Raw genomic sequence first — 23,186 nt, forward strand, 5'->3', positions numbered from 1 at the left:
AAGCTGCTCATGGCTGCTGATCCCAGGAAAGCCGAGCACTCGGCTCCTACAGACCATCGAACTTCACGCACTGAGCCAATTGCAAAAAGTAATCACGTGACCAAATTTCGAGTGGCGTTGTATCTGATAGAAAACGGGCAACATCCTCACGCGCAGAATCAACATCCAAGTTACCAATACGGCTTTCCAACCACGCAGTAAAAACATCAGGAGTTAAGGGTTGATCTCCCCAGTCACCACTTTGTTTCGCTCGCTCAGCCAAATGGTTTAAATTCAGCTTAGCGCCGCGTCTAACGTACCATTCAAAATCAAACCAATCACGCCCTTTCACTCTATTTTTCCACTGACGAAATAACAACGCATGGACTTTTCCAGCATACAAATCAGATAAACTAAAACACTTTACATAAAATGAATAAGGTTCAAGTAACAGTTTCTCATCAGTTTTAAAACCTAGAGGCGGATCGGTATCCACCTCGAATTTAATTTTAAAAACTTTTTTACCACTGACATGCACATCATAAATACTCGTATTTTTCTTAAGGAATGCCGAAACTATTGCCGACTCACGGGACTTACTTCTTGCTGAAATTGAGACATCAAAACCCAGTGCGGAATACTCAGCAACTAATGCGTTAAAGTAAGGCTCTAATGAAAAGTTTCGCTGAGACTTGAGTAACGAAAAGTCTAAATCTTCTGAAAAACGAGGTAGCCCATAAAAAATACGTAAACATGTACCACCATAAAATGCAGCTTTATCATAAAAACCAGCTCTGCCAAGGCCAGCCAAAGCAACTTCCTGCATGATTTCACGTAAAGCATGGCTGACATCATCACCTTCTTGTAAGGTATATTTATTCAGCATCTGCTCAATGGCATTACTCACTGAAGAGCCTCCAAAACGCTTCGAAGCGCACGAAATTGGCGAGGTTTATACCCTGAATTTTCATACGAACTAAGCACTTCAAAATCAAAATTCTTCAACAAATCCGCATCAATACGTAAATCTTCAAATAAAAATGCTTGCATGGACTTACGTCCAATAGCTTTGAGGTGTCGAGTTAACAATACTTTATCACAGACCGACTTTTCCAAACTGGCCAGCCAAAAGTGATGATTACCTTTTACTTCGATGGTCAGACCTGCCGCAAACAAGCTTAAAGGAATCGTTGTATAAGAAAATCGACCAAGACTATTTTGAAACATACGTCCACGATTCGTGCAGACCGACGTTACCTCTTGCACACGCTCTGGTATCAAACCATGCCAAGACAATGCAAATTCCAAAGAGACACAAGATGGTCCATACAAATGATTAGCAATTAAGGGTAATGAAATCAATTCCTGACGCCAATCATTGCCTACCAGATACAACCCACGCTTAAGTTGAATAAGCTCACCCGAGGACAGCCACTCCGAGATTTTGTCATTGGGCCGTGCATAATCAGTTAATAAAGGCAGCAGGGCCCCATGAGAAAAAGGTACAGCGCCAAAGGCCGCCAAACGAGTCTCAAGCATCTAAATATCCTATAAATGCACATTTAATCGGAATTTTTCCGATTAATACATCAATAGTACGACTTTTAGCGATGAAATTGCAATCAACTAACATTCGCCCGCACTTGTGAAGGTTAACTTAAACTATTTAACAACAAAGCAACCAAATGGCGCAAACGCTGCAATTGCAGGCGTTTTCCCTGAATATGGCAGCGTGATTCCGCTTGTTCCGGTGTTTCCAGGCGCACTATCCGTGCTACCAGTAACTCCCGATCAGCGTCAGGGAAAGCCGCTATGGTTTCCATCATATTAGCAGACTCTGTTCGACAACCCAGCAACTCTCGCAGCTCTGGTAAGCTGTCTTCAAAGCCACGTTGCTGATGAGCAAATCCCTGCAACCGCTGTAAGCTATCCTGACTACACAGCTGGGGTACCCTCAGGCCCGTAAGGCAGGCTAAAATCAAAGCCGTTTCATAGGCTTCGGGAGTCGCCACCAAGCGCAGCAGAAAGCGAGATTCAAAACGCAACTGCGCCTGTCGCGACACGACCCCGGCCCGGTCGGATAGCGCCTGAAACATCAGCATTGGCCAGCCGGTGGTCACCGCATCGCAACGCTCTCCCATACGTAACGGAACATAGGCACTGCGCTGCCAAAAACGCAGCAGTGCTGGCGTCGCAGCAAAGGCGGCGGCGCAAAAATCCAGCTGTTTGTCCTGCGCCTCCGCTTGTACCTGTGCCAGCAATCTGGAGCCAAGTCCCTGCGCCTGAAGTGCAGGATGCACAGCGATACGCATCACCCGCCAGCCTTGTAAATCAGCGGCCACAAGCCAGCCTTCACGCGCTACTAGTGTCTGTGGGATTAAATCGCCTCCCGGACGTCGCCGCCCTGCCCAAACCCCTCTGCCAGCTCAGCGTCCAAAGGGCCCTCTTCTACCAGCAAGGCAACCGCCACCGGACAGCTACCACGCTGTAATACACGCAGCGACAGATCCGGACTGTCCAGCAACTGGCGCAGGTCATTGGGCGTGGTACGATAGTGCGCGGCTATCAGCAAACCAAACAGCTGATGTAACAAGGCGTCATCAGACAAGAGATCTGCAGCACTCATCGAGCGGTATACCAGCGCGTCGAATTCATCAGTATCATTCAGGTCCGGTGGCTCAGCATCCAGTAACAGCAGCCGGTAACTTAAGGCTTCCAAGGGATCCTGCTCAGCCCAACGTACAGGCGTATGCAACTGATAATCCTGCCAGGGTCTGCCACTCTGGGTCAGATACTGCAAAAAACGCTGTTCAAAACCACGTCCATTGCCTTCATAGCCATGCAGTGTGGTAGCAAACCACTGGCGTGGCCAATGCTCACAGATCGCTTTAAGCAGCGTGACAGAGATGGCTGCGGCCTCATCGACAATAACCAGATGAGCCTCCGGGCGCTTTTGTAACAACACCACCGGTGGATAAAAACGCACCTGCAATGCCGGATGACTGAAACCACTGCCTTGCACCACCCCCTCAGGTAACTGGCGCTGCAAGGCCGCAAAAAGTGCCTCTACGGCACTGCGTTGGGGTGCGCAAACACACACAGTCAATGCCTGCTGCTGACACAACGAAGCCAACGCCAGTCCCAGAGAGGCACTCTTGCCTCGGCCACGATCAGCAGTAATAACAAGCGTTTGTGCTAATGAGACCGTCTGGAAATGCGTCACCAGCGATGCCACCAGAGCTTCCTGCTGCTGACTTAAATAGGGGTAATGACACGGTGCTCTTGCAGACGTATCCGGCAATGGCAGAAACCAGGCCAGCGTCCCTGGCGTCAAAGCCTGTTGCAGCTCCCGGGTTAAACGCTGCAAAAAATACCCGGCAAGTTTTTGCTGATCATAACGACTACCACAAAGCGCGGCATATTCCGGATCAGCAAAAGCGGGCCACTGACCGGCGGGTGGTGTGAGTAAAATCAACTCGCCACCACCTCGTAAAGTGCCACATACCTGAGCAAAGGCGTTAGGATTAAAACCGCAGAAAGCATCAAAGATAACCCGATCGGTTTCGCTGCCCAACCACTGCACAGCCTCACGTGCGGCAACCGGTGTAAGGCCAGCCAAAGGACGTTCAGAAATAAGCAGCGTATGATCAACAGTAGACTGCTGTTGCAGGAAATGTTGCAGACAGGTATCAGCCGATGCTTCAGAGGCCTGCAGCCAATAGCAGGCGCGAAACTGGCTGCCGGGTAAAAGCTCGGTATTCACTAGGCGTAGGTCGGATTAAAGTCGTGACTGTATTCAGCATGAAACACCACCGTGCCAGGTGTCTCGATTAGCGCGGCAGCCAAGGTTTCTGTCACCAACTGCTGAGCCAGCTCCCCACGCAGCGCGGCGGTGGGTTGAAAGGTACAGGCACCCAAGGTGAATTGAATCTGCCCAGGTTCAAAGGCATCTAAAACAGCCTGATGGCAGCGTTGAGCAAAACTACCGGCATGTTCATTGGTGGCCGGTAGTAACAACGCCAGTTGCTGTTCAGCACAACGTCCCAATTGATCACCTGGGCGTGCCAGCTGCTGGCTGAGAATCTCAGCCACACGCTTCAGCACAGCCGAGCGATCAGCTTGATCATCCAGCAACTGAATATCCAGTTTCATCAATGTCAGTGGCGTAAACTCTCTAACCGCCCGACGACACTCATTATCCAGCTGTTCAAAAAAAGGCTGAGCTTTTAAAGCACCGGTATCATGATCTGTCCGACTCACCCGCTCCAATTCACTTTCAGCCCACTGCCGGTAGTCTGAAAGCTCACGTTTAAGGCGATTAATCTGCAAGGTCAAACCAACAGACAGGAGCGTCAGTAACAAGGCTAAAATGATGAATAAAGTCAGAGTCACACTTTCTCCGCGACACAAGTTGGATTATCCTGCTGATCTGACGCAAGCTTATAACGTAGACAGGGCAATGAAAAGCCTGATTATAAAAACCTTACGGAGAGTGGGATGATAGATTTATATACCTGGGGTACACCGAATGGTCAGAAAGTCTCCATCATGCTGGAGGCCTGCCGTTTGCACTATTCCGTCCATCCGATCGACATACTCAACAATGAGCAGTTCGAGGATGACTTTCTCAAGGTAAGCCCCAACAACAAAATTCCCGCGATTGTAGATCCCGATGGTCCCTCCGGTGACTCAATCAGCCTGTTCGAAAGTGGCGCTATTCTGATTTACCTGGCTGATAAAACCGGTGAGTTTTTACCTCCAGAAGGTACTGAACGCTATCAGGTACTGCAGTGGCTGATGTGGCAAATGGGTGGCTTCGGCCCTTTCCTGGGTCAGGCACACCATTTTAACCGCTTCGCGCCGGAAAAGGTGCCTTACGCGATTAAACGCTACAAGGATGAGGCCAACCGGCTTTGGGGAGTGCTGAACACCCAACTGACAGGGCGGCAGTTTGTCTGCGACGAACTCACTATTGCTGATTTCGCCATCTACCCCTGGGCCGCCCGTTTTGAATGGCAGGAAATCGATAAAACTGCCTTTCCAGCCGTAAATACCTGGATGGAGCAGATGGCCGAACTGCCGTTTGTGGAACGGGGTATGCAGGTTCCGTGAGATCAACAATACAGCCACCTGACTATAAGATTGCCATTATTGGCAGTGGTCCATCCGGATGTTTTCTCGCAGAGATACTCGCCCTTAAACGACCTGATCTGCAGATCGATATTTACGAGCGCCTGCCCCACCCGTTTGGACTTGCCGTTTCCGGTGTCGCCCCCGATCATCTGCATACCCGCAAAGTGACCGAGCAGTTTGCGCGCACACTGGCGCGTGATAATGTAAATCTGATCTGCAACACTGAAGTAGGTAGCTCAATCAGCTACAGCGAATTAAAGCAGCGCTATGATCGGGTGGTATTTGCCACAGGTGCCAGCGAAGATCGCAGGCTCGGCATTCCTGGCGAACACCTGCCAGGGATTTATGGCTCCGGCCGCTTCACCCGCTGGTATAACAACCACCCTGAATCCAGCCAGTTCACACCACTAATCGGACAACGCGTTGCTATTATTGGCAATGGCAATGTAGCACTGGATATCGCTCGCGTTTTAGCCAAAACGGCGGCTGAGCACCAGACAAGCGCCCTATCTGAGCCGGTAAGAACACATCTGGCGAAGAATCATATTAGAGAAATACATATTTTAGGCCGCCGCGGCCCTGCCGATGCCAGCTTTTCAGTAGCCGAACTGACAGAACTGAGTACCCTGGCACAAGCCGAGTCCATACTTCACCAGCCGTACTGGATGGAATAGACACACAAGGCCTGCCGCCCTCGCAGAAAAAAATGCTGGAACAATTGCAGCGTTATGCACAAGCACCAGAAGGCAGACCGGCGCTCACCAAAATACAGTTGCATTTTTATGCCACACCCCTTGCGGCTGTCGGCGACAAGCAACTGGAGGCACTGGAAATCCGCGATACACGCCATGGCACCCTGCACACCTTGCCACTGGACACGCTGATCACCGCTATCGGCTATCGGACTCCGGCCATTGCCGACGTCCCCTATGATACTGAACTGGGACGTTTTGCCCATCAACAAGGTCATATTGAATCCGGCGTGTATTGCCTGGGATGGTGTCAACGAGGCCCTCAAGGCGTTATTCCAACAAATCGCAGCGAAGCCATGAATCTGGCACGCCAACTAATCAAGGAACTGGAGAAGCAACATGTTGATTGATCGTAAGCTGTCACGCCTGCTGGTCGTGGATCTGCAGGAAAAGCTCATGCCTGCCATTCACGATGGCGACAATCTGGTCAACAACTGTCGCTGGCTGATCCAGGTAGCCAGCTCGATGGACGTACCTGTTCTGGCATCAGAGCAATACCCCAAGGGATTGGGCCCTACGATCGAACCCATCAGGACGCTGCTCAAAGACAATGCCTTCATGGAAAAACAGTATTTTTCCTGCCTCTCAGACGATGGCTGTCGCAACAGACTTTTAGACAAACACTACCCACAAGTAGTGATCATTGGCACAGAAGCTCACGTCTGCGTCATGCAAACGGCGCTGGAAATGCAGGCAGCAGGTATTCAGGTATTTATCGTCGAAGACTGCATCGCCTCCCGAGAGCCCAACAACAAACACCTGGCAATCGAACGCATGCGCCAAGCCGGCATCATCCTTGTAAGCCGGGAAATGGTCGCCTTCGAATGGCTACGCAAAGCCAACACCCATGTATTCCGCCATATCAACCGCACGTTTATCGCCTAACCCTCACTCCGCCTGTAGGAGCTCACTCTGTGAGCGAACAACAATCGCTCGGAGACCGGGCTCCCACAGACCGAGCTCCCACAGACCGGGCTCCTACAAACCGAGCTCCTACAACCATATAGCATCCCAAAAGCTATACTCTCTAACGGATCGTACAAGCCCGGCCCTGATAGGATTAGCTACCACATAACGCGCCATAGCGACCAAATCTTCCTCTTTTCGCAGTTGCCGGTCATAAAACCCTTTCTGCAAAACAGGGCCCATCTCACTCCCCTGACTATGAATACCACGGGTCGCACTCGCCTTAAAAAAACGCACAGCAGCCGACAAATCCGCCCCCTCCTTGAGCTGCAATAGCCAGTGCACATGATCAGGCATAATGACATAACTGAGCGTATCGGTAGATGCCGCCGTCTGGCGTAACGCCTGCAGAGCAATTCTTGCATGATCAAAATTCAGGAAAATGGGGCGGCGGTTACAACACACCGTGGTGATAAGATAAATCTGGCCAGAAGCCGAAAAGCGTCCATGACGAAGTCGATGAGAATGATACATAGCGATCCTTGCTATTTAAATTTAGAAAAAAAATTCGTAGGAGCTCACTCTGTGAGCGAACAACAATCGCCCGGAGACCGGGCTCCTACATCACATTATTATACATCCTGTAGGAGCTCGCTCCGCGAGCGAAAAGCAATCGCCCGGAGACCGGGCTCCTACATTGGCATTATACCCTTCGCCCACAAACCGGGCTCCTACAACAACGGTGCGATCTGGTTTAAAAGTGGCTGGGGGCCGATGACGCCGTGTACGGCGAACTCGCGACGCTCACGACCCTGTTGATCGAAAAACACCAGCGCTGGGGGACCGAATACCTGGAAGCGCTGATTCAATGCACGTGAATCGCTATCATTACGGGTCACGTCGATCTTGATTTTGACAAACTCAGACAAGCCCGCCTGAACCTCGGCATCGGCAAAGGTGACAAACTCCATCTCAGCACAGGTCACACACCAGTCCGCATAAAAATCCAGCATCACCGGCTGCTGAGCCGCTTTTGCTTCTGTCAGCAAAGGCTCAAGCGCTGTTAGCGAAGTGACGGTTTGATTGAATTGCATCGATGAACCTTGTGCAGCACCCGCGGGGCCTGCCGCCAGCCCCACGCCCTGCAAGGGGTACACCAGGCTACGTCCACCGGCAAATAAACCCAGCAGCAAAGCAACCCCGTACACCAACATTACCAGGCCAATACCTTTCCACAAGCGCTGCCAGCCACTAACTGTATCTGCCAATTTATCCAGTGCATTCAGATACACAGCGCTAATAATCAGAACAATTGCCGTTAGGGCCATGGTGACTTGTACAGGTACAATCCGGTCCAGCATCCATACCGCCAGCAACAGCAACATCACACCAAAGCCAGCCTTGATCGCCTTCATCCAACTTCCGGCTCTGGGCATGAACTTCCCGGCCGATGTACCTACCAGCAGCAGTGGAACGCCCATACCCATCGACATGGAAAACAGTGCCGTACCGCCCAATACGGGATCGCCCGTCTGACCGATATAGATCAATGCCCCCGCCAGAGGTGCCGCCATACAAGGGCCGACGATCAGCGCAGAAAGAAAGCCCATCACCGCCACACCCGTTATCTGACCACCTTTCTGGCTGCGGCTCATCTGATTCAAACGGTTCTGCAAACCGCTGGGTAGCTGTAGTTCATAAAAACCAAACATGGATAGCGCCAGCAACACAAACACAGCGCTAAACACAGAAATGATCCAGGGATTCTGAAAGCTCGCCTGAATATTCGCACCAAATAACCCTGCCAATACACCCACCAGGGTATAGGTGACCGCCATGGCTAACACATAGACACTGGAGAGCCCCAGCGCCCGACGCGTTGACACCCGCTCCTGCTGGCCAGCAATAATACTGGACAAAATCGGGATCATCGGGAACACACAGGGGGTCAGCGACAACGCCAGTCCGGCCACAAAAAACGCCGCCAGAATCAAGGGCAGACTACGTCCACTTAACACTTGCGTAAAGCGATCATGTTCGGCCACTGACACCACAGAAGACTCTGCAGCTAAAGTCTGCTCAGGTGGCATACCTTCGGGCCAACTCAGGCCCGCAGCCAGGGGTAAAGTAGATAAGGGGACGGACTCGGTTACCGGCGGGTAACAGATACCCCCTTCCCAGCAGCCTGATAAGTAATTTCCAGCGAGGCATTCCCGACCACCTCAGCATCAGCGCCGATCAATAAAGCCGCAGCAGCCTGGCCCGTCCAGACATCTACCTTACCAAACAGTGGGTCATCCTTGGTAACACCAACCTGGCGCCAACTCTCTACCAGTTGAACACCCTCTGGCAGGGTGAATTTCAGATGATCACGGTAGAGATAATAATCGTCATGGATGCTCCAGTTCAGCTCAAAAACACCTGGTGCAACAACCCGGGTATCCAGCTGAAACACCTCTTCAACCGGCAGAGGGCCAGCGGAAGTACCTGAAGAGTTAAAAATTGAGAGAAACCTATCGCCCAGAGAATTATCGCCCGCAGCAACATCGCCCGGAGACCGGCTCCTACATTATCAGCCAATGTAGGAGCTCGCTCCGCGAGCGAATTATCGCCCAGAGAATATTCGCCCAGGGACTGGGCTCCTACATTACCACCTATTGTAGGAGCTCGCTCCGCGAGCGAATTATTGCCCAGAGAATATTCGCCCAGGGACTGGCTCCTACAAGGTTTGACAGGCTTAGCAAAATGATCGTGAGAAATATCAATATCGGTTTTAACACAATGTATCCTTCAACCCGGGTGCGCTTCAATCTGCAGAATCAGACCATTAAGCGGTCCTATCGTTCCAATAGTCGATATTATACCTATTTCCTCTTATAAGCCGTGCGGGGATATGTAAAAATACCCCTACGAATCTATCTGCTTTCAGGAACTAACAGAGATGACCGATACACGTTTAGAAGACCTCAGTATTGAATCCATCACACCGATCATTACACCACGCGCACTTAAAGCCAAACTGCCCTTGAGTGAAAATGCTGTTGCCACAGTTATTCGTGAGCGTCAGGTGGTAAAAGATATTCTGGACCGCAAAGACAAGCGCTTGATGGTGGTGATCGGTCCCTGCTCTATCCATGATCCGGAAGCCGCCCTGGAATATGGTCGTCGCCTGAAAGCACTGGCTGAAGAAGTTAAAGATTCGCTGTATCTGGTCATGCGTGTGTATTTTGAAAAGCCCCGCACCACCGTAGGCTGGAAAGGCCTGATTAACGATCCGCACATGAATGACTCGTTTGAAATCGAAGAAGGTCTGCGTATCGGGCGCCAGTTGCTGATCGACTTGTCCGACATGGGCTTACCACTGGCCACCGAAGCGCTTGATCCTATCTCGCCCCAATATATGCAGGACCTGATCAGTTGGTCGGCTATTGGTGCGCGCACTACAGAATCCCAGACTCACCGTGAAATGTCATCCGGTTTGTCTTGCGCCGTGGGCTTTAAAAATGGTACCGATGGAGGGCTTACTGTTGCTATTAATGCGATGGAATCCGTGTGCCACCCGCACAATTTCCTCGGTATAGATGAAGAAGGCAAGGTATCCATCGTCAAAACACGCGGCAACGCCTATGGCCATGTGGTACTGCGCGGCGGAAACGGCAAACCGAATTACGATTCAGTCAGTGTACGTCTGTGCGAACAGGCACTGGAAAAGGCCAAGCTCAGTAACAACATCATGATTGACTGCAGCCACGCCAATTCCAACAAAGACCCGGCGCTACAGCCGCTGGTTGCAGAAAATGCTGCTAACCAGATTCTCGAAGGCAACCAGTCCATCATCGGCCTGATGATTGAGTCCAATCTGGAATGGGGCAACCAGTCCATCCCGGCCAACCTCTGTGACCTTAAGCACGGCGTATCGGTGACTGATGCATGTATTGACTGGAAAACCACGGAAGAATGTTTGCGTGGAGTTCATGCGAAGCTGAAGGATGTTTTACCGAAGCGGTAAGACATATTGCCCGGAACATTCGCCCGCGGAGCGGGCTCCTACAGAAGGTGAGAAATCCCCCTGTAGGAGCTCGCTCCGCGAGCGAAAGATGGGATAGATCGCCCGCAGAGCGGGCTCCCACAAAGAGCAGAATCGCCCGAGGACCGGGTTTCTACTGGTCGATGTTGATGTGGCCGCTGTTAACCAAGTGGTCGATAATGGCTTCATCAGTGGTCATGGTGCCGGTATCAATTCCCAGATCGGTAAAGGATACACCATCCAGCATGATGGATTGAGTTGCACCAGAGCCATCACCCTGTGGTGTCAGTTCAATCAATGTACCTTCAGCAGACTCAGTCACACTGATATAATCAGTGAGGTCTCCATGCTCTTCACCCTGAAGAAGGTCGGCGACATCCAATACATCCCCATCTGCCACATTAAAGTCCATGACAACATCGTCACCACCCTGGGTATCCAGCGTCCACTTGAATGTATCAGCGCCAGTACCACCAATCAGAACATCATCGGCATCTGTTGCAAAGAGATAATCATCGCCAGTACTACCGACAATTTCGCCATCTGTGTTGGTATAGCTGTAACCCACTGGCTTGATGGCAAAGGATGAGCCTTGTGACCCATCAATAGCCAGATAGCTAAAGGAGTCTGATGACTCAAATACCAACGTTCCGTCATCCATGAGCTCAAGTGCTGCCGGATCACCAATACGGTTCCCGTCGGCATCAAACAGCGAGAAGGTTGCAGAGTTACCCAGATCACCTTGCACTTCAAAGCGAATGCTGTTCAGTCCCTCTTTAAACTGCAGCAACAAGGCTTCAGGCTGCTCAATCATGGCAGGGTTATCATTGCCATTGTGGTCTACAGCAAGGAAACCTTCAGTGCTAAGAGTCACTAAATGAGGACCTTTAGTCATCGCATCGTTATCCAAGCGACCACTCTGGCCCTGATTAGCATAGGTGCCAGAGTTGCCCTGTCCCTGGCCATTACCACTGTTGTGCGCAGATGCACCCAGAATAATATCAGCAGGAGGCGTATCATCAGTCCAGTCAGAAGGTACGCTATCCGGAACTGAAGTGTCTGTCAGCATGTCTATCTGAACAATCACCGGATCACTGGCATTACCAGCCTCATCGGTCACCTGATACTGAAACTCAGCCGATGGGATCTCTTTAAAGCTGACGCTCTGCAAGAAATAATCACTGCTGTCGTTTGTATTAGCGCTACCGCCGTCACCATACTCGGTTGCAGTAAAGCGCAACTGATCAAATACCACGCCACTCAGCGTAAATGCACCACTACCATTACCAGTTCCTTTAGACGTATCGAAACCAGATGATGGCGTAAAGTCAATCAGTGCTCCACTGAGTAATGCTGATGAACTGCTACCGGTAAAGGTCCAACTGCCAACAGAAGTACCATTCAGAAACGCTTCTACACGGCCTACTTCATGCTCATTAAAGATCAATCGGCCAACTGCAATCTCGGCTTCACCGACCGGATTGGCAAAGTCGAGGATAATAGTCTCTGAATTACCATCACGATAGCCAAGCTGGTTAGGAACCTGCTCCTGACCAAAGCTGCTGCCATCAATACCCACACCTTCAGAGGTGAACTTCAATGTAGATGCATCGCTCTGTCCATCCATGGTATAGCCATGAAGCGTTACACCATGTGCTTGCCAACCAGACAGTGAGTTGCCACTCAGAGACAGAGCTGGTTGATCAGACAGAGCCGACTGTAAGTCACCCGGTGTAGCGACCCAATAAAGGTCAGCATCGTCTGAGAACGTGCTGCCAGCCAGATCACTTGCATCAAAGGGCACATAGCCGCTACCTGTATTCAGATACAAGGTACCGTAAGTCGGAAGATCGGTAACCTGGAATACCAGATTGGACTCCAGAGTTTCCTGATCCTGACCACCCAGAGACGCATCCGTTTCCGCTACAGAGGGTGATGACAAGCCTGCTTCAGCCGAATCAACCCCGCCACCCACGCTAAACTGTTTAACGAATACAGCGTCTTCTGGTAAACCTGCAGGAAGGCTACCGAAAGCGACACTGGCGTTGGTCAAAACTGGATCAGCCATGGGGGGTGTATTCTCGACCAGACCAATAGATACAGAGCGCTGGACCGAATCACCATCACCATCAACAACTGTGTAGCTGAAGGTTTCTTGCTGACTTTGCTGCAGCGCGTCTGGTGGCGTATACAACAACTCACCAGAGGCACCAATTGAAAGACTACCACCCAGATTACCCGCACTGAACTGAACAGCACCTTGCAGGCTGCCATTCAGATAGCCATCCGAGCCCACATCAATACCCAGAGCGGCAACCGCGTCAGCTGCCAGCACATAATCACTAACACCAACAGCCACATCATTACCATAGACAAAGTTTTCAGCCGATGGGCCATCATCATAGAAACGAATAGCTGCACTGGCATCAATTTTGGCTGATTTACTATCACCATCACCATCAGTGATAGTAGCCACCAGGTCTACCAAGCCTGCTGTAAGCAGGACAGCATCATTTGGTGTGGTGTCATCAGAATGCATTAAAGCTCTGATCTGATCAAGGGTCACCTCACCCGTACTACTATTAACATCGAGTGTAAACACAACCGCGCCAGTTTCAGCGGCGATGGCATTCACACCTTCTCGACCTTCAACGATTCCATTCTCCAGGAAAAGGAAAACCTCATTGCCAGTTGCAGTATCAACCAGACCCGATGCACCTTGATTCAGGTTCAGTATAAGCAATGTCACCAGCGCCATCAGCGCCAAATGCACCTTCAAAGAAACTGCTAACGTTCGCTGTGGCATCTGTGTCCAGATCTGATTCATCAACAGCTAACCCAAACGTATCGGCAAACATGTTGATATTATCGAGATAGGCGCCATAGCTATCATCGGAACCGAGACCAACAAAGCTAAGCGGAGTTGAGCCCGCTGCCAAGCCGCTAAAAGTAAGCGAAATAGTGGTCCAACCGTTATTGTTTGGATTCTGCTCAACCGCAACATTGTCAGGAGAGCTGATCGCAATACTACCATCTGACTGGGCGTCGATAATGATTTCCAAATCACCCAAGAAAACTTTCATATCGCTGTCCGCGACATGGCCGGGTCTTGGCTTATAGTCGAAACTCAGTGTCACCTCAGAGGAAGGCAGTTCAACAACAGTTGAAAGCGTTGTGTTACCGTCATTGCTGTAAGGATCAAGCTCAGCATGGTAGTTTCCATCGGACGCAGTACTGCCCCCAGTGTTTCCTGCCTGAATTTCAATACCTGCGGAATTGACCGTCCACACAACACCGTTGTTACCGATAATAGTTCCATTATCGCCTTTCACCACAGCCCAACCATTGGTGCCAGAGAAAGTCTCGAAAGATTCACTTAGTAACTCGACCCGTGTCTGAGCATCGATCGAAGGCACATCGTCCTCAAAATTAAACGCGCTACTAATGTCCAGAGTCTGCGCTGCGTTGGCAGCGTCGCCATCAGCGTCAGTCACACTAGCTGCAGCAGTAAGAGCGATAGTACCTTCTGGCAAGCCAAGCAGGTTAGCGCTGTTATTGAATGCATCGCCGTCGGCATTTTCACCGACGTGATCAAGTTCGGCATACTGAGTCAGTTTAACGTTGCCACCGGCATCCACGCTGATATCAAACACCGTGTTTTCGGTATTTACATCACCGATAGCGGCGGCTGTAGAACCCACAACCTTGCCATCAATGAGGAACAAGGTGATGGCAAGACCAGCACTGCTCAAGCCGGAGTCGGAATTAGTCACTGACAGGCTGTAAGCCAGGGACTCACTGCCAGGGCCATCGGTGCCGGCATCACTGACAAGCGTAAAGAAGGAAGCAAAAGCGGCACTTGCTTCATCGGTAAGATCTCCGATGGTTTCAGCATCCTGGGTAGTCAGCACAGGCAGGTTAGACGACCAGACAACACCGATATTGACGTCGTTGTAATCGTTGTCGCCACCACCATGGAGATCCTCCCAGTTCAGGTTGCCTGGTTTAGCATTGTCCTGGACATGGTCAAGCCCATCGGCATTGAGTGCGCCGACATCAAACAGCACGTTGGTTCCCTGCCCGACCAGCTCTGTACCGCCGGTAGTTACCGCCTGCCAATTGCCCGAGCCATCCTGAACAAATACCACCTCAGTGTTTGGCTCCAGGCTACCGTTGAGACGATCACCATTTGGAAGGATGAAAAAGCTACCTGATCCGGTGTGTAACCCGTAATAGTCACACTGCTGTCGGTAAAGTTTTTAACATTATCCCATACCACGGCACCTGTTGTGGGGTTGCCATCTGCATCCTTGATGTAATAACCGAAGCTGTTGTTGTAACCCGCTGAGGTTTCACCATAATTGGTGATAGCCAGTGTGTAGCTAACGGCTGGCTCAATAGTTACAGTCGGGCCATCATCTTCAATACTGAAGGCACCGGCCGCACCCAGATCGAACTCAACGCTATCACTGTCACCATCAGCATCTGTTACGGTCTGCTGCAGAAGCAGAGTGCCTTCTTCCAGCAGGAGTGTTTCAGCATCATCATGCTCAGCAGTATCACTGTGCCAGATATTGGCAAACTGCTCGAATTCAATTTCACCAGATTCAGGATCCAGGGTCAGCGTGAAGTAAACCACCTCACCAACACTACCGGTCACTACTGTGCCAGCTGCATTGGCACTTAACTGGATTTCATCCCCCTGTCCGATGCCATCACCATCTGCGTCACTGGTATCCGTCGAATCCAGCGCAAACAGACCACTACCAACACTCTCTGCACCTTCGCCTGTATTCAATACAAAGGCATAGTTCACACTACCAGAGCCATCGGTACCGAAGTCGATATCGTCACCTGTGGCAAAGTAGACCGAAAAGTCGGCGGAATCACTGCGAATGCCATCCCCACCATCGGGTAAAGCAGACTCATCCACCACCAGTTGGGGCATAACTTCGAGGCCCTCTGCCAAAGCAGCAGTCGGGCCATCATCTTCAATCGAGAAAATTTCGGAACTCAGGTCGAGGCTGGCAGATGAGGTGTCACCATCTGCATCAATTGCAGTCGCTGTCAGCAGAATGCTGCCCACAGCTGCATTCAGCCAGGCTGCATCATCGTGATCAGAGGTATCGGAATGCCAGACGTTTTCAAAACGGGTAAAACTGACCACACCGGTATCGCCATCGACGGCAATCTGGAAGTATTCAGTGTCACCAACCATACCGACAATAGTATCGCCGTTCATGCTCAGCATGATCTCGGCACCCTGACCCAATTCACCTTCGGTAGTATTTTCCGGATCAAGAGCAAACAGGCCGGAACCCATCTGTTCGCCAGCCAGTGACAGCGCATAGCTCACACTACCGGGGCCGTCAGCGCCATAAGCTACATCGAAGTTACCGGAGAAATCAGCGGAGGTGGTCCAGACGCCATCAGCACCACCCACAACGGCGTTGGTCAATGAAACCTGAAGCTGGTAGGTGCCACCGGTCGGAATCGGGTTATCCGGGTTGCTGCCACCAGGGAACTGACCAACAGAAATATAGTAAGTACCGGGGGTGGCGAAAGTATAGGTGAGGTAGGAGTCAAAAGCATGGCTACTACCGCCATCACCCAGAGCAGTCGAAGCATCATCATTATAGGCTATGCGGGTTCCATCCGAATTCCACAAATGGATATAGGGATCAAACTGCCTCCGTGGTTTCTGCCATAGTCGACGTCGAACACCGCGGTACTACCCGGCTCGGTAACGGTGAAGGCATAGTAGTCTGCCGCATTATTACCGGTAGCATGAATGGAAACAAAGGGGGTATTCTCCGAATCCTGGACATCAGGATTAGTGCCAGAGTGAAGTGGCCGTCCAGATTGATAGCACTGGCAAGGTTATGATTAGCCAGTGATTGTGGATTTTCGACAATGCCAGAACCATCTGCATCACCACTGCCAACTGGAGACTCATCCACGGTCAGTGTTGGCATCTCCACTTCTGTGCCATCAGCAGTCATCACCGGACTGTCATCATCAACATTGACCAGAAGAGTACCGGTAGCCGCATCACCATCACTGTCTGTTACGGTAAATGACAAGGGCAGCTGAATGTTGTCTTCAGTGCTGTTATCGGGATGGTCGAGAGGGCCGTAAAGTGTGAAGGAATAGCCACCCGTTAAAATGTCAGTAATTTCTGCCGAGAAAATAACCTTGACCGAAGAGCCTTCTTCGCCCTGAGAAGGAAAATCGCCCTGAGAAGGGTTTTCACCCTCAAAAGGAAAATCACCCTGGACAGGGATTTCATTAATCTGTCCGACATAACCGACCAGAGTAGTTCCGTCTTCAGACAACCAGTACTGCAACTCTTGTCCGCCAGATGTCAAATCTTCAGTGGGCAGGTTAAAAGTCAGACTGCCAACACCGTCAGGACCATAGGAAAAGTCGAGGGTGCCAACCATTGTTGTGGGTGAATTCGGTGGCAGGTCATCACCAAAGGCTCCATCATTATTACCGTTATGATAGAGACCACCCGGAAAATCTATACTGTTGGCAAAAGCATCAAACCATGAGGTTTCCCAAAAATCAGGTCCTCTTTCATAGGCAATATCATCTTCATCGACCGCAATGGTCACGTCACCGGCGCTGGGCAGTCCATTGACAGGTTCTTCAGCCGCTGCACCAACACCCGCATCGCCAATAGGTGCATCAAAATTGGTGACAGCCTGTTGTTCAAACTGAAATGCCAAAGGATCAACACTTTCAGAAACTCGCATCAAGCGGACAAACGAGCCACCGCCGCCTTCGGGTGCGCCTTCGGCACCGGCAGCTGGTGCTTCCAGCTCATCCAACAGATCACCATCACCCTCCAAGGCCGCAAGGATCGCATCCACACTCGGATCTGTAACTTCGCTTTCAACCGGTTCAGGGCTGATGCCGTGATCTGGTTTTCCGTCAACTGTAAACTTTGCGGACCGTTCAGGCTGACAAGTTCACCATTGCCATAATCTAAAACAACTTGAGATCCATCAGCAGTAATCAGGACTTCGCCCGCAAAGAGGGCATCTCCTTGTGTCAGTACACGTATAGTGCCATCTTCTGCGCGAGCAGAAACTTCACCAGTAAGGCTTACGATGGTTGCGACTTGGGGGCTCATGATAGCTACCTCTAAATTATAATTACTGCAGAAGCTTTCTAGCTTCAATTCATTTTGAGGAGTCCTTTCTATGCACTAATTATAGGCACGGGTTTGAATAATGGTATTGTACTGAAGTACATTGCCAGTAAACATGAGGCTTACAGCTAGATTTAGACAATCCAAATATGTTTGAATTATTAACCTATGATTATTAAGTGTTTTTTCTTTGCACACAAAAAAACCCGCAGAGCGGGCTTTTGGCATAGCGATTAATCACGCCAGATTAGACAACATGTCATCCACAATAACCCTGGCTTCGCTCACCAACTGATCCAGATGATCCTGATCCACAAAGCTTTCAGCGTAAATTTTATAGATTGACTCAGTACCACTGGGACGGGCGGCAAACCAACCATTGACGGTCATCACCTTCACACCACCAATAGACTCAGCATTACCGGCAGCCTTCACCAGAATATCGGTGATCGGCTCACCCACCAGGTGCGAAGAGCGGATATGCGAAGCCTGCAACCAACCCAACACTTTTTTCTCAGCGGCAGTGGCCGGTGCATCAATACGCTTGTAATGTGGCAGACCCAGGGTTTGAGTCAACTCAGCGTAATACTGACTCGGCGACTTACCGGTTACAGCAAACACTTCAGCCGCCAGCAAACACAGAATGATGCCATCCTTGTCGGTTGACCAAGGTTCACCAGCCATGGTCAGAAAACTGGCGCCAGCACTCTCCTCACCCGCAAAAGCCAGGCGCTTCTGATGCAGCCCCTCAACAAACCACTTAAATCCGACGGGTACTTCATAAAGCACACGACCATGCTTGCTGACGACTCTATCCAGAATGGACGAACTCACCAGGGTTTTACCCACAGCCAGACTCTCATCCCACTGAGGTCGATGCGTCAACAAGTAGTCGACCGCGACCGCCAGATAGTGATTTGGGTTCATCAGGCCCTGAGCATCAACAATACCATGGCGATCCGCATCAGGATCGTTAGCCAGCGCCAGATCAAACTGATCCTTTAGCTTGAGCAGGTTTGCCATCGCCTGCGGACTGGAACAGTCCATACGAATCTGGCCATCATGATCCGGGGGCATAAAAGCAAAAGTAGGATCCTGGCTTTCATTCACAATAGTCAGATTGATTTTAAAGCGTTGCGCTATCGCCTGCCAAACTTCCAACGCCGTTCCACCCATCGGATCAACGGCAATGCGCAAACCGGAACCTTCAATCGCCGCCATATCAATCACTTCAGGAAGATGGGATACATACAACCCGACATAATCAAACGCACGTACAGCGTTTTGCGCCACCTCTGAAGAGACACGCTTAATCTCCTTAAGCCCCTTCTCCAGCAACACATTGGCACGATCCTGAATCTCACGCGTCACCTCAGAAGCCGCCGGACCACCATCAGGTGTGTTGTACTTAATCCCGCCATCACCCGGCGGATTATGCGAAGGCGTAATCACAATCCGTCAGCCAAAGCCTCGGGCTGATGCAAATTGTGCTGCAAAATAGCATGGGAAATAAGCGGAGTTGGCGTGTATCCACCCTCTGGATGCACACAGACATCTACACCCTGTGCAATCAAAACCTCAATCACACTGCCATAAGCAGGCTCTGACAGCGCATGTGTATCGATACCCAGATATAAAGGACCAAAGATGCCTGCTGCGGTGCGGTATTCAATAATAGCTTGTGTGATTGCCCAGATGTGCGCCTGATTGAACGACGCATTATGCGATGTGCCACGATGCCCGGATGTACCAAAGGCAACTCGCTGAGCTGCCACACCGGGATCAGGTACTTTCTGAAAATACGCTGAAACCAGCGTAGATATTGATAGTGCTTGCATAGAACATTCCCTTTTCAATAGTCACTGCACGCGCTTCCATAACTCTGCGGCCAGTAAAACGCGAAGTTTTTAGTTTCAGAAAAACTGATTCTAGACTACAAAAATGAACGTCCTATGTCTCTAACAAACGTTAGAAAAATTTATTTATTTTGCAATGCACATAGATTGTATACAACCTGCAGGAGCCCACTGTAGGAGCTCGCTGTAGGAGCTCGCTCCGCGAGCGAAAAACATTCACCCGGAGACCGGCTCCCACAAATATATACCACCTGTAGGAGCTCGCTCCGCGAGCGAAAAACCTTCGCCCGGAGACCGGGCTCCTACAGGGAAAAAATTACGCGGCGGCTAAAGCCAACTGCTCACGCTTGGCTTTGCGCTTTTTCACCCAACCCATGCCAGCCAGGCCAGTCAGGAACAACCAGGCAGCGGCGGGTAGTGGTACTTCGGACAGACTATCAGTACTGTAAAAGGTTACATTAGAGATGTCATTCTGATTAAACTCATAGCTACCCAGAGCCGTATCAATCATAAACACCGCCCAGGTTGGGCCTTGCTTGATACCTATAGCAATCTGAGAAAACATAGAACTAATCGACTCAGGAAGGGTAATAGTAGTCACCCCGCGCCGACTGGTCCAAATCGTATTACCACCTTCGAATTTAGTTACATAAGTGTAACCTTCACCGACAGGATTAATAAGAAAGCCATTATTATCAGCATTACTGGTCAGATTGGTCCCTGCCGAGCCTTTGGTGGATCCCGACAACAAGCAATCCCCACCAGACAAGCTAAAGCCCGAACAACCACCCGTATTGCTCGGAACAGGTGCTGCAAAGAGCTTACCCGCCATCAGACACACACTGATAACCATCAAAACAACTAGTTTTTTCATTTTATTACCCTAGTAGCATTCGCCCGGAGACCGGGCTCCCACAACATACACCACCCGTAGGAGATCGCTGTAGGAGCTCGCTCTGCGAGCGAAGAGCATTCGCCCGGAGACCGGGCTCCCACAGAAAAACAATCGCCCGGGGACCGGGCTCCTACAGCGAAGAATTACGCGGCGGCTAAAGCCAACTGCTCACGCTTGGCTTTGCGTTTTTTCACCCAACCCATGCCAGCCAGGCCAGTCAGGAACAACCAGGCTGCGGCAGGAAGCGGTGTTTCGGTTATATCAACGGTAGAGAAGCTGAGACCCGTCAGCTTAAACCCTTCGTCATAAGTTCCCAGAGGCTATCACTGAAGACGGCATTATAAACACCCACCAACCAATACTGGGATGTCAGGCCACCTTCAACCAGTTTCGGAGTTCCCTGAGTAACACCAGTATAGGTGTCCGCATCACCAGCAGTTGAAAAACCACTTGTCAGCAGATCAGACCATTTCTTACCATTCAACGTGGTCAGCGGAGCCGTATCTGTATACGCCAGAACGCTAGCCCAGTTATTGTTCGTGTAGACCGCATCACCTACGGTGAAACTATCCAGAGAAACTTCGCGACCAAAGTCAAACATAACCATCTGGTACTGACGCTCTGTTACCCTACGGCGTCCATCACGGTATCGAACTTCGTTATTTGAAACACGATGCGCGCCATTGCTATTGACTGCATTGTTAGTTGGCATACCCAGTCCCCAGCCATTCCAGGTTTGCACAGAAGATCCAGAGATAGATCCGCTATTAAAACCAGAATAACCACTTACTGTTAACTGATCATCACCATAGTTATATGTGAGAGAGTTGTGGGCACCTGAATTACCGCCCGTAAAACTCAAACCAATAGACGCCGCCGATACCGGGGCCGCTACAGAGAAAACCAGAGCAGCTGCTGCCGCCAACTGAATAACTTTGTTCATGAAATGTATCCTTGTTTATAATTCACTAATCAATCAGCAGGTTCTGACTAGTGCCACCCTATGGGTCGCTACACTGGCCAGCAACTTTCCTGCTACAAATTTCAATCACATGTTTGAATAATTCAAACGAATATCCGAAACACTTCCTATCGGCTTACTGATCTAAGCCAACTATATACAATAACATAAGCTCAAACATCGGTCCGTAGTACAATACTTTTCAAACACCAATATGAAATTAATAGTAATTTTCTTACTAAACCTTTCATTTATACAAAAATCTAACAAAAACCAAAACATGGCATTTAAAAACAAAAAGTTACAACCAGATAGCATTAGAGAAACATTTGTTTAAATATTGTGCATCTGTAATAATCAGTTCGGCTCAACCGATCCAAGAGCCTCAGTCCACGGAAAATGTGCAGTAAACACCTGGGATTGATCACAATAAAATCTATCATGAATGAGGAACACATCATGAGAACGATGCTTATAGCAGTACTGCTACTCTGTGCCAGCCAACTGACACAGGCCGCGACTATTCATTTCAATGCAGGTGGCAGCTCTCAGCTCACCTTAAGCCCAAGCTTTTATATGGATAACACTGAAGCCTCCGGTCTGACCAACAGCGGCTATGCAAGTGTGTCCAGCGCTACGGGGGGACCCTATATCGCCTACAATGGTAATGCAGCCCCTCTAACAACTTTCGACTGGAACAGCCCAGGCACCTTTGATCTGAACAGTTTTGTTATCGCAGGCGCATGGGGCTCACAAACTCTAACAATCAGTGGCTATAGTGGCGCCGTCCTGACTAATACAGCTCAACTGTTTGTAGATACAGCCGCCAGCGTCTTCCAGGCCAACTGGCTGGGGCTGACAAGTTTCAGTATCGCCACAGGCAATGATTTTTTGCGAGCCTCCAACGTCATTGGAAATGGTCAACACTGGCACTCAACGCCATTAGTGTGAATGAAGTGCCTTTACCCGCTGCCGCCTGGATGTTCCTGGCTGGTATAGCAGGTGTTATTGGCATCCGTCGTAAAGCGGCCCGTAAAGCCTGATCCTGTTTCTGAACACACCGCCCGCACGGCTGCGGGCGATTACCTTCCTGAAATATCTACAGAGCATGCAAAGGTAAACGTCCAATACGAGCCTCTATACGCTCAATCATCTCTGCGTATTCGTCACTATCAACATCACCATACTGTCGTTCGAATTCTTCACGCGGCATTCTTTCGGGTATACCATCCAAACTTGTAACAAGGTCAGCATCGGTCTGAATCAATTCAAGCAACTTAGGCCACTGATCCGCAGATGTAGCCATCATTCGATTGGATAAACGGATTCCGGAGTTGTTTGCCACAATATCAGTAAAATCGAAACCTGAATGACGCCCGGAGCCTATTGAGTCAAGTAACTCTTTGAACTCACCTGCAGAAACTGAAACACCCCGATTACTAATAGCCTGAATAGCTGCTGCCGTTATAAAGTGGCGGCGCAAGTCCTCACGGCCATGAAAAGTCAGCCTGTTACAAGTGT

The 23,186-nt window shown here is 50.2% G+C and carries 25 protein-coding genes and 1 pseudogene; 7 read left to right on the forward strand and 19 right to left on the reverse strand.

Annotated elements, in window-relative coordinates:
* Window positions 1–46: 46 nt before the first annotated feature.
* From LH51_RS17945 to LH51_RS17960, 5 genes are all read right to left on the reverse strand, one after another.
* Complete coding sequence (locus LH51_RS17945) at window positions 47–886, reverse strand: nucleotidyl transferase AbiEii/AbiGii toxin family protein (protein WP_036524908.1); 840 nt, start codon at window positions 884–886, stop codon at window positions 47–49.
* The gene (locus tag LH51_RS17950) at window positions 883–1,518 is read right to left on the reverse strand and encodes a type IV toxin-antitoxin system AbiEi family antitoxin domain-containing protein (RefSeq protein WP_052063928.1); all 636 of its coding nucleotides are present in this window, start codon (window positions 1,516–1,518) and stop codon (window positions 883–885) included. The genes LH51_RS17945 and LH51_RS17950 overlap by 4 nt, the downstream gene beginning before the upstream one ends.
* Before the next feature lie 113 nt (window positions 1,519–1,631).
* On the reverse strand, window positions 1,632–2,357 hold the full coding sequence (locus tag LH51_RS19670; protein WP_081960899.1) for a GNAT family N-acetyltransferase: 726 nt from the start codon (window positions 2,355–2,357) through the stop codon (window positions 1,632–1,634).
* A complete protein-coding gene (locus tag LH51_RS17955; protein WP_052063930.1) occupies window positions 2,357–3,742 on the reverse strand; it encodes a tRNA(Met) cytidine acetyltransferase TmcA domain-containing protein in 1,386 nt (461 codons plus the stop codon). The genes LH51_RS19670 and LH51_RS17955 overlap by 1 nt, the downstream gene beginning before the upstream one ends.
* Window positions 3,742–4,371, reverse strand: coding sequence for a GGDEF domain-containing protein (locus tag LH51_RS17960; protein WP_160173764.1), 630 nt, complete (start codon window positions 4,369–4,371; stop codon window positions 3,742–3,744). Before LH51_RS17960 ends, LH51_RS17955 begins: the two co-directional genes overlap by 1 nt.
* Before the next feature lie 105 nt (window positions 4,372–4,476).
* Here LH51_RS17960 and LH51_RS17965 point away from each other — a divergent pair, with 105 nt between their 5' ends.
* From LH51_RS17965 to LH51_RS17975, 4 genes are read left to right on the forward strand one after another with little or no spacing between them, the layout of a single operon-like run.
* The gene (locus LH51_RS17965; RefSeq protein WP_036524914.1) at window positions 4,477–5,091 is read left to right on the forward strand and encodes a glutathione S-transferase family protein; all 615 of its coding nucleotides are present in this window, start codon (window positions 4,477–4,479) and stop codon (window positions 5,089–5,091) included.
* The gene (locus LH51_RS19675) at window positions 5,088–5,786 is read left to right on the forward strand and encodes an FAD-dependent oxidoreductase (RefSeq protein ID WP_052063931.1); all 699 of its coding nucleotides are present in this window, start codon (window positions 5,088–5,090) and stop codon (window positions 5,784–5,786) included. Before LH51_RS17965 ends, LH51_RS19675 begins: the two co-directional genes overlap by 4 nt.
* A 32-nt stretch (window positions 5,787–5,818) precedes the next feature.
* Entirely contained in the window at window positions 5,819–6,214 is a 396-nt protein-coding gene (locus tag LH51_RS20690; protein WP_144244323.1) for a hypothetical protein, read from the forward strand.
* On the forward strand, window positions 6,204–6,749 hold the full coding sequence (locus tag LH51_RS17975) for a hydrolase (protein WP_036524958.1): 546 nt from the start codon (window positions 6,204–6,206) through the stop codon (window positions 6,747–6,749). The genes LH51_RS20690 and LH51_RS17975 overlap by 11 nt, the downstream gene beginning before the upstream one ends.
* Window positions 6,750–6,857: 108 nt before the next feature.
* Here LH51_RS17975 and LH51_RS17980 read toward each other — a convergent pair whose 3' ends face one another.
* The 3 genes from LH51_RS17980 to LH51_RS19685 form a co-directional block, all read right to left on the reverse strand.
* Window positions 6,858–7,304, reverse strand: coding sequence for an REP-associated tyrosine transposase (locus tag LH51_RS17980; RefSeq protein WP_036524917.1), 447 nt, complete (start codon window positions 7,302–7,304; stop codon window positions 6,858–6,860).
* A 197-nt stretch (window positions 7,305–7,501) separates the two neighbouring features.
* A complete protein-coding gene (dsbD, locus tag LH51_RS17985) occupies window positions 7,502–8,938 on the reverse strand; it encodes a protein-disulfide reductase DsbD (RefSeq protein WP_144244324.1) in 1,437 nt (478 codons plus the stop codon).
* Window positions 8,920–9,225 (reverse strand): protein-disulfide reductase DsbD domain-containing protein, encoded by a 306-nt coding sequence (locus tag LH51_RS19685; protein WP_052063933.1) that lies wholly within the window; start codon window positions 9,223–9,225, stop codon window positions 8,920–8,922. The genes dsbD and LH51_RS19685 overlap by 19 nt, the downstream gene beginning before the upstream one ends.
* A 486-nt stretch (window positions 9,226–9,711) precedes the next feature.
* Here LH51_RS19685 and LH51_RS17990 point away from each other — a divergent pair, with 486 nt between their 5' ends.
* A complete protein-coding gene (locus LH51_RS17990; protein WP_036524920.1) occupies window positions 9,712–10,779 on the forward strand; it encodes a 3-deoxy-7-phosphoheptulonate synthase in 1,068 nt (355 codons plus the stop codon).
* A 151-nt stretch (window positions 10,780–10,930) separates the two neighbouring features.
* Here the strand turns inward: LH51_RS17990 and LH51_RS17995 are convergent, their stop codons facing one another.
* From LH51_RS17995 to LH51_RS18025, 10 genes and pseudogenes are all read right to left on the reverse strand, one after another.
* Window positions 10,931–13,570, reverse strand: a complete 2,640-nt coding sequence (locus LH51_RS17995) for a DUF5801 repeats-in-toxin domain-containing protein (protein WP_235263819.1) — start codon at window positions 13,568–13,570, stop codon at window positions 10,931–10,933.
* Window positions 13,497–14,945, reverse strand: a complete 1,449-nt coding sequence (locus LH51_RS20955; RefSeq protein ID WP_036524924.1) for a DUF5801 repeats-in-toxin domain-containing protein — start codon at window positions 14,943–14,945, stop codon at window positions 13,497–13,499. The genes LH51_RS17995 and LH51_RS20955 overlap by 74 nt, the downstream gene beginning before the upstream one ends.
* The gene (locus LH51_RS18005) at window positions 14,903–16,465 is read right to left on the reverse strand and encodes a DUF5801 repeats-in-toxin domain-containing protein (protein ID WP_052063934.1); all 1,563 of its coding nucleotides are present in this window, start codon (window positions 16,463–16,465) and stop codon (window positions 14,903–14,905) included. The genes LH51_RS20955 and LH51_RS18005 overlap by 43 nt, the downstream gene beginning before the upstream one ends.
* A 13-nt stretch (window positions 16,466–16,478) precedes the next feature.
* On the reverse strand, window positions 16,479–17,555 hold the full coding sequence (locus tag LH51_RS18010; RefSeq protein WP_442934859.1) for a DUF5801 repeats-in-toxin domain-containing protein: 1,077 nt from the start codon (window positions 17,553–17,555) through the stop codon (window positions 16,479–16,481).
* A gap of 9 nt (window positions 17,556–17,564) precedes the next feature.
* Window positions 17,565–17,935 (reverse strand): annotated as a pseudogene (locus LH51_RS24970) (retention module-containing protein); the annotation flags it as partial.
* A gap of 255 nt (window positions 17,936–18,190) precedes the next feature.
* Window positions 18,191–19,405: a phosphoglucomutase, alpha-D-glucose phosphate-specific gene (locus LH51_RS23790; RefSeq protein ID WP_327124193.1), complete on the reverse strand. Its 1,215-nt coding sequence runs from the start codon at window positions 19,403–19,405 to the stop codon at window positions 18,191–18,193.
* Complete coding sequence (locus LH51_RS24515; RefSeq protein ID WP_327124195.1) at window positions 19,402–19,791, reverse strand: hypothetical protein; 390 nt, start codon at window positions 19,789–19,791, stop codon at window positions 19,402–19,404. The genes LH51_RS23790 and LH51_RS24515 overlap by 4 nt, the downstream gene beginning before the upstream one ends.
* Window positions 19,792–20,125: 334 nt before the next feature.
* The gene (locus tag LH51_RS18020) at window positions 20,126–20,683 is read right to left on the reverse strand and encodes a VPLPA-CTERM sorting domain-containing protein (protein ID WP_036519851.1); all 558 of its coding nucleotides are present in this window, start codon (window positions 20,681–20,683) and stop codon (window positions 20,126–20,128) included.
* 164 nt (window positions 20,684–20,847) lie between these two features.
* Entirely contained in the window at window positions 20,848–21,021 is a 174-nt protein-coding gene (locus tag LH51_RS24975) for a VPLPA-CTERM sorting domain-containing protein (protein ID WP_081960645.1), read from the reverse strand.
* On the reverse strand, window positions 20,991–21,647 hold the full coding sequence (locus LH51_RS18025) for a hypothetical protein (RefSeq protein WP_036519853.1): 657 nt from the start codon (window positions 21,645–21,647) through the stop codon (window positions 20,991–20,993). Before LH51_RS18025 ends, LH51_RS24975 begins: the two co-directional genes overlap by 31 nt.
* A 477-nt stretch (window positions 21,648–22,124) precedes the next feature.
* Here LH51_RS18025 and LH51_RS18030 point away from each other — a divergent pair, with 477 nt between their 5' ends.
* Together LH51_RS18030 and LH51_RS20700 are read left to right on the forward strand one after the other, a co-directional pair.
* A complete protein-coding gene (locus LH51_RS18030; protein ID WP_036524928.1) occupies window positions 22,125–22,616 on the forward strand; it encodes a hypothetical protein in 492 nt (163 codons plus the stop codon).
* A complete protein-coding gene (locus LH51_RS20700) occupies window positions 22,613–22,708 on the forward strand; it encodes a VPLPA-CTERM sorting domain-containing protein (RefSeq protein WP_160173766.1) in 96 nt (31 codons plus the stop codon). The genes LH51_RS18030 and LH51_RS20700 overlap by 4 nt, the downstream gene beginning before the upstream one ends.
* A 56-nt stretch (window positions 22,709–22,764) precedes the next feature.
* Here the strand turns inward: LH51_RS20700 and LH51_RS20960 are convergent.
* The coding region (locus LH51_RS20960) for a hypothetical protein (protein WP_200882062.1) at window positions 22,765–23,186 on the reverse strand (422 nt) is incomplete at its 5' end.

It is taken from the genome of Nitrincola sp. A-D6, assembly GCF_000764495.1.
Classification (GTDB): Bacteria; Pseudomonadota; Gammaproteobacteria; order Pseudomonadales; family Balneatricaceae; genus Nitrincola.

What these genes read in the sequence shown, in the direction of transcription:
- LH51_RS17950 (WP_052063928.1), bottom strand. Translation starts at nt 1,518, where the DNA reads ATGCTTGAGACTCGTTTGGCGGCCTTTGGCGCTGTACCTTTTTCTCAT.
- LH51_RS18030 (WP_036524928.1), top strand. Translation starts at nt 22,125, where the DNA reads ATGAGAACGATGCTTATAGCAGTACTGCTACTCTGTGCCAGCCAACTG.
- LH51_RS17965 (WP_036524914.1), top strand. Translation starts at nt 4,477, where the DNA reads ATGATAGATTTATATACCTGGGGTACACCGAATGGTCAGAAAGTCTCC.
- LH51_RS17980 (WP_036524917.1), bottom strand. Translation starts at nt 7,304, where the DNA reads ATGTATCATTCTCATCGACTTCGTCATGGACGCTTTTCGGCTTCTGGC.
- LH51_RS18025 (WP_036519853.1), bottom strand. Translation starts at nt 21,647, where the DNA reads ATGAACAAAGTTATTCAGTTGGCGGCAGCAGCTGCTCTGGTTTTCTCT.
- LH51_RS17990 (WP_036524920.1), top strand. Translation starts at nt 9,712, where the DNA reads ATGACCGATACACGTTTAGAAGACCTCAGTATTGAATCCATCACACCG.
- LH51_RS17975 (WP_036524958.1), top strand. Translation starts at nt 6,204, where the DNA reads ATGTTGATTGATCGTAAGCTGTCACGCCTGCTGGTCGTGGATCTGCAG.
- LH51_RS18010 (WP_442934859.1), bottom strand. Translation starts at nt 17,555, where the DNA reads ATGCGAGTTTCTGAAAGTGTTGATCCTTTGGCATTTCAGTTTGAACAA.
- LH51_RS18020 (WP_036519851.1), bottom strand. Translation starts at nt 20,683, where the DNA reads ATGAAAAAACTAGTTGTTTTGATGGTTATCAGTGTGTGTCTGATGGCG.
- LH51_RS20690 (WP_144244323.1), top strand. Translation starts at nt 5,819, where the DNA reads ATGCTGGAACAATTGCAGCGTTATGCACAAGCACCAGAAGGCAGACCG.
- LH51_RS24515 (WP_327124195.1), bottom strand. Translation starts at nt 19,791, where the DNA reads ATGCAAGCACTATCAATATCTACGCTGGTTTCAGCGTATTTTCAGAAA.